Origin of the sequence: Sphingomonas sp. 10B4 (genome assembly GCF_035019905.1) — a bacterium.
In the GTDB taxonomy this organism is placed as follows: Bacteria; Pseudomonadota; Alphaproteobacteria; order Sphingomonadales; family Sphingomonadaceae; genus Sphingomonas; species Sphingomonas glacialis.
In genome coordinates this window covers 1-5,975 of the sequence record NZ_JASJVC010000119.1, presented here as the reverse complement: position 1 = coordinate 5,975, position 5,975 = coordinate 1, and the positions used below count along the sequence as shown (strand labels likewise).

4 protein-coding genes and 1 pseudogene are annotated in these 5,975 nt (G+C 62.8%); 3 read left to right on the top strand and 2 right to left on the bottom strand.

Annotated elements, in window-relative coordinates:
• Together QN347_RS18580 and ltrA are read right to left on the bottom strand one after the other, a co-directional pair.
• On the bottom strand, positions 1-1,210 hold a 1,210-nt coding region (locus QN347_RS18580; RefSeq protein WP_323494303.1), incomplete at its 3' end, for an IS1380 family transposase.
• Between the two features lie 208 nt (positions 1,211-1,418).
• Entirely contained in the window at positions 1,419-2,741 is a 1,323-nt protein-coding gene (ltrA, locus tag QN347_RS18575) for a group II intron reverse transcriptase/maturase (RefSeq protein WP_322162108.1), read from the bottom strand.
• Positions 2,742-3,241: 500 nt separating this feature from the next.
• Here ltrA and QN347_RS18570 point away from each other — a divergent pair.
• The 3 genes and pseudogenes from QN347_RS18570 to QN347_RS18560 form a co-directional block, all read left to right on the top strand.
• A pseudogene (locus QN347_RS18570) lies at positions 3,242-3,529 on the top strand (IS21 family transposase); the annotation flags it as partial.
• A 349-nt stretch (positions 3,530-3,878) separates the two neighbouring features.
• On the top strand, positions 3,879-4,652 hold the full coding sequence (locus QN347_RS18565) for a siderophore-interacting protein (RefSeq protein ID WP_322162106.1): 774 nt from the start codon (positions 3,879-3,881) through the stop codon (positions 4,650-4,652).
• Positions 4,653-5,028: 376 nt separating this feature from the next.
• Positions 5,029-5,766, top strand: a complete 738-nt coding sequence (locus QN347_RS18560) for a class II aldolase/adducin family protein (protein WP_323494302.1) — start codon at positions 5,029-5,031, stop codon at positions 5,764-5,766.
• Positions 5,767-5,975 lie beyond the last annotated feature (209 nt).

The window sequence follows — 5,975 nt, the reverse complement described above, 5'->3', positions numbered from 1 at the left end:
AAACTTGTTCGTCGTCTTGCTCATGGTAGCTCCTTCTCACAAGTAGAAGCCTCCGAGAAACCCGGGACGGTTCAGTGTGGAGGATGAGGCGCATCTGGTTGGCGTTGGCCGATCGGCATGAGGTGCGGTCGCTTTTCAGCTGGGCCTTGTGGAGCTTGATCAGGTTTTCGGCCTGACCCCGGGCGCAGTAGAGCGTGTCGTAGATCCGCTCGGCACTGCCGTCCTTGAGCGAGGTGACGACGAAGCGGATGTCGAGGCCCAGGCTCGAGGCTTCGACGCGCGCCACGACCCGGCGTGTGTCTGCTCCCCACGACTTGGCGGCACAGCGGGTCTCGGCATAACGGCGCAGCTCAACGAGACCGCGCAGCGCCCGGTCGGTGGCGCAGGCATCGGCGGCGGCGACGATCATCGCATCGGCATGAAGGACGGCATTGCCCGGCAAACCGAAGACATAGTCGATGCTGTTCGCCTCGCACCACGCCATGATCTCAGGGCGGCCATAGTGCCCGTCGCCACGCAGCGTGATGTGGGTATGGGGCCAATGGCGGCGGATGTGCCGGATCAACCGGCGCAGGTGCCGGGCAACCTCCGCGCCCGATGCCGTCTTGCCCGTCCGCAGCAACATCGCGACCGGGCGGCCGGTCGCGGTGTCGTAGACATGGATCGGCAGAAAGCACCGCTCGCCGTAGTGGCCGTTCCAAAACGATAGCTGCTGGCCGCCATGGACGACATCGACCGTCTCGTCGATATCGAGCGTGACCGCTGCCGGCGGCGCGGGATAGCTTGCACAGTAGATGTCGATCAACGCGCCCGTCAGCTGTATCAACTCGCGTGTCGTCGGGGCGTTCTCCCAGCGGGACATCGTCGGTTGGCTCGCCAGACCGACCGGGCCAGTGGGCAGCTTGCCCAGCGCCAGCTTGAACCCGGGATCATGCCGCAGCACGTCGAGGTCGTCGGCATCCTCATAGCCACACACGATCGCCAGCATGCGGGCGCGCAGAATATCATCGAAATCATGGATGACGCGGCTTTGGTCGCGCCGATCAGCGATGCACCCGGCGAGAGCTGCCGCCAATCCCATCTGTCGCTCGGCCTGCGCCAGCAGCAACACCCCACCGTCCGAGGTCAACCGCCCGCCGTCGAACGCTGCGGTCGTCTTGCGACCGCAAACCGCTGGAAACGAGAACCGCAGCGCGCTATCATCGACCATGGCGGGCGTGGCACTTTCTGTCCGGATGAAAAGAACGGCGTCGATACCCATTCTCTACATCAGATCAAAGAGTTAAGCTACGCTCGCTACCCCCAAACAGACCGTCCGGGTAGAGTCGAGGACGGGCGCGGTGGCGTGAGCCCCGTTTCCCGTCCCCGCTCATCAAACCGGACGTGCCGATTTCCGGCATCCGGCTTTCCGACTAACTTCACCGCACAGCTTTCGGTGGTGGCCCGATGTGAGCATTCCGGAGCCGCATGACTCCGCCGTCCCCGTAGACATAGTCATGAGAGAAGCGACGGTTGCCGCGCCCCGGCACATTGTGCCGCCGCACAAGGAAGTGTCGAACGCTTTCGTAGACGTGGTTATCGACAGCTCGATACGCCGTCAGACGGGTTACATAGCTGAAGTAGGTCGACCAGCCGCGCAACAGGCGGTTGAGCCGATTCCTCACATCAGGCCATGTCCCCATATCGCCGGGCACCAGAAGATCGCCCACCTTGTCCTTCAACCGCTGGACACTTTTCCGAGATGGGCTTGCGCCCAGATACCAATGGCCGTCCTTACGAAAATACTCGGGACCAAAGGTATATCCAAGGAAGTCGAAATGCTCCTGGCGGGCATCTTTCAGCGAAGTCTTGGCCTCGCTGAGAGTGAGCCCGAGCTTGCTCATCACCGTCCTCGTCCACGCCAGAGCCTCGTCCGCGCAGCCGCCGCTAAGGATGACGAAGTCGTCGGCATAGGCGACAACATGGGCACGGAACGCTTCGCCCCGATCAGTCTGACGCCAGTGTTTCAGGAAACGGTTCATGTAGATGTTGGCCGGCAATGGGCTCGCGACGCCGCCTTGCGGCGTTCCCCGCGTTGCATTGCGTCCACCACTCATACGCCGCTTCCCGTCGCCATCCCGCTCCTCGACAGGCGCCTTGAGCCACATCTTGATGAGACGCAGCGTATGCCTGTCGACGACCCTGCGGGACACGGACCTCAAGAGATCCGAGTGCGGAATGCTGTCGAAATAGCCCGACAGATCGGCAACAACCACGTCGGTGTAACCCCGGCAGATAAGCCGGTGCACCTCCTTGACCGCCTGACCACCACCCCGGTTGGGACGATAGCCATAAGCGCTATCCTCGAAGTCTGCCTCGAAGATCGGCTCCAGTACGAGTTTGGCGACGGTCTGTACCACCCGGTCCCGAATCGTCGGAATGCCGAGCGGTCGTTCTCTACCGCCGGGCTTCGGGATCATCACCCGTCGCACCGACTGGGGTCGATATGTCTTCGAGACCAGTTCCTCACGCAGTCCCGCCAGCCACTCCTCCACGCCCGCCGCCTCGATCCGCGCGAACGTCACCCCGTCCACACCCGGCGAACCCGCATTGGCGCGGGCGACCCGGTAGGCATGGCGCAAAATGTCGTCGCGACAGATCTTGTCGTAGAGCACGTAGAAGCGAAAAGCGGGCTCCGCCTTCGCTTTACGATACAGCTTTCTTTGAAGAGTCCGGATCTTGTCAGGCGTTTGCAGGCTCATCGCCAATCACCCTCACCTCATCATCGTCAAAAGCAAACCAGAAGTCAGGGTCCTTCCCTCCACCGGCATTACCCGGCCTCAACAGTACTATGACCCTGTCCGACTCCCGCTCCGAACCGCCGCGCCAAGCACGCCGTTGAGGCCGCTACCCTCGCCCGGGACGGGTCTCCCCCGATTACCCGCATCACCATTCCAGCGTGCCGTGCCCATTACCCCGGCGGATCGAGCGGGTGCGCTCGTCGATTTCTTCCCCGCCCGTTCTGCCTTCCCCGTTATTCAGGCGGGTCGGCATCCGCATCATCACTTTCGAGGCCTGCTCAGGCTTCACACGTTACGGCCCGCCGGATCGCTCAACCGCCCAAAGCGGCCTTTGTCACGAGGCTTCAGCCCAACCGGTTACCCTGCCAAGCCGCTCGTCAGCTACCAGACCTATCGACAACTATCTGGGTGGAAACTCCCTCCACTGGTGTTACGCGCCGTCGGGGCGCACTGAATAATCCGGGCTAAGCCGCGAAACGGTGTTGAAGATGTGCCGGTTCTCGTTGCCGCCTGGTTACACGCGGACACAGCCGGTGGCGAAGCCGAAGCTGGGGCCGCTGCTGCCGGTGATCGATGCGATCCTCGAGGCCGACCGGACGGGACCGGTGAAGCAGCCCCACACGGCGAAGCGGATCTTCGAGCGGCTACGCGATGAGCACGGCTTTGCCGGCGGCTACACCGTGGTGAAGGATTACGTCCGCATCTGCCGGGCCCGAAGCCGCGAGACATTCGTGCCGCCGCCGCGCCACCGCCGCCGGGGCGGAGCAAAACCAGGCCACCGAGATCATCGATCCCGGCACCGGCGAAATTACCACCACCTAATCCAAGACGACGCCGACGATATGCAAAGGGCCCCGATCGGGGTCCTTTGCATATCGCGACAGCGCATCATCACTGGCCTGCTTTTACTCCGCCACACTGGCCTGGAAACCGACCGCCGTTGACAACTGAGCGTGGCGGCGTAAAAGTATAAAAATGCAAGGTTTGGTCCTTTTGGGGGTGGCCGGAGATGTTTGCTGTGGAAGTGTATGCCGCCGTTCGGCGCTTCGTGTTCATTGATGGCAACGGCCGTCGTGAGGCGGCGTGAGCGGCCCGCGAATGGAAACCTTCCACCAGGCCGAAGCCTCGGAGCGTCACGTGGTCCAGCGCATGCGCCATGACAGCCGTCGCCGGGTGCTAACGGTGACCGATATCATCTCGTTGACGCCTAAGATGCTTCGCATTGCCTTCCACTCGCCGGAACTCACCGATTTTGTGAGCCTCGGCGCGGATGATCACGTGAAGATTTTCTTGCCTGACGGTGCAGGTGGAACCCTCATGCGGGACTATACGCCCCGTGCGTTCGATACCGCCGCCGGCACGCTGATTGTCGACTTCGCGCTGCACGAAGCGGGTCCCGCAACAGCATGGGCTATCCAGGCGAAACTTGGTGACGAGCTACATATTGGTGGGCCGCGCGGCTCGCAGGTCGTGCCTGATGATTTCGACTGGTATCTGCTGATCGCCGACGAAACCGGCATAGCGGCGATCGGTCGGCGGTTGGAAGGGCTTCGTTCCGGTGTCGCCGTGACAACCGTCATCATCGTCGACGACCTGGCTGAGACCCAGTCAATTTCGACGCCCGCAGCCTGGACACCGCTTTGGGTGTGTCGTGAGGGACAGCCGCTAGGCGACGCTGAACCACTGCGTAAAACCCTCGAGAGGTTGGAACTGCCGGCGGGCGACGGATACATCTGGATCGCCGCTGAAGCGTCGGTAGCGAAAACCCTTCGCGGCTACTTCCTCGACGAAAGGCGCCATCCCCCACGCTGGCTGCGCGCATCAGGATACTGGCTCAGAGGTGAGGCAGGAGCCCACGAAAACTTCGGCTGATGTGGGCGCTGACCTGCGCGGCTGCGCCCTAGGTCAGATCGGTATGAACGATGCGTCGCTGCTTTCCGGCGCAACCAATTCGGCTAGACAGGCCTTTGAGTTTATGAGCGGCTTTGGGCTGAGCGGTTTCGTTCGAATTGGTTGCGACTACCGCCTTCACTTTAATTGAAACCGACCGTTCAAAATGAACTACTCTCAACGGAGACCTAAGGATGTCCAAACCTGCCAACGCCGCCACCGAGCCGCGGAGCATTATCCCTAATCCGCAGGTGAACCCCCAACTGGGGGCAGCGGCAGTGGGCACTTTCCTCCGCCGAGCTCCTTCCCTGCCATGTGACCTAACAATGTACGTCGGCGTCGGCCACGCCGTGGCCGAATGATGGGTGCGCTGACCGACGCCCCGTTAAAGGTCCTCGCAGAACTGGTGACAGCCAGTCATATCCTAGCTGACCAGGGCGTCGTCGACGGGTTCGGCCACGTTAGCATACGGCATCCGGGCCGGGCCGACCGCTACCTGTTACCCCGCAGTAAAGCGCCTGAGTTGGTCGAGGAGAGCGACATCCTGGAGCTCAGTCTGAGCAGCGAGGTGGTCTCGCCGGGTGAGCACCGCCCCTTCCTGGAGCGCTTCATCCATGGGGAGTTGTACCGCGCCCGGCCCGACGTGATGGCAGTGGTGCACAGCCACTCGCCCTCGGTGATCCCCTTCAGCGTGGTGCCCTCGGTCCCGCTGCGCTCGGTCTCGCATATGGGCGCCTTCCTGGGGACGAGAACGCCGGTGTTCGAGATCCGTGAGGTGCGAGGCGAGGCGACCGACATGCTGGTCCGCGACCCGGATCTCGCGCAGGCACTGGCCAGGACGCTCGGCGACCGCTCGGTCGTGCTCATGCGCGGCCATGGCTCCACGGTGGTCGGCGTCTCCCTCCGCCAGGCGGTGTTTCGGGCGGTCTATGCGGAGTTCAATGCGCGCATGCAGCTCCAGGCGATGCAGTTGGGCCCAGTCATCTACCTCACCGCAGAAGAGGGCGAAGCTGCAGCAGCGACCAACGACGGCCAGATCGGTCGCGCTTGGGACCTTTGGCAGAAGAAGGCGGAGCGCAACCGCGTCGGGCCGTAGTTGGCGACACCTTGACTGGTCGAACTGATCACGACGGGCCAGCGCTTGATCGAGCACGATCGAGGGGATCCTAGCCTGGATTATTCATGAGTCTTCGTACCAGGGCTTTGCCGACCCGGCTTTGCGGTTTGGCGACCGCGGCGGGCGGCAGTTTCCCGTGGCGCAGGTGACGGCGCGATTTCGGGTGTTTGCGGGTTTGCGGGGATGGG

Excerpts from the sequence above, each read along its gene's own strand:
- QN347_RS18560 (WP_323494302.1), top strand. The coding sequence starts at position 5,029 with ATGATGGGTGCGCTGACCGACGCCCCGTTAAAGGTCCTCGCAGAACTG.
- ltrA (WP_322162108.1), bottom strand. The coding sequence starts at position 2,741 with ATGAGCCTGCAAACGCCTGACAAGATCCGGACTCTTCAAAGAAAGCTG.
- QN347_RS18565 (WP_322162106.1), top strand. The coding sequence starts at position 3,879 with ATGGAAACCTTCCACCAGGCCGAAGCCTCGGAGCGTCACGTGGTCCAG.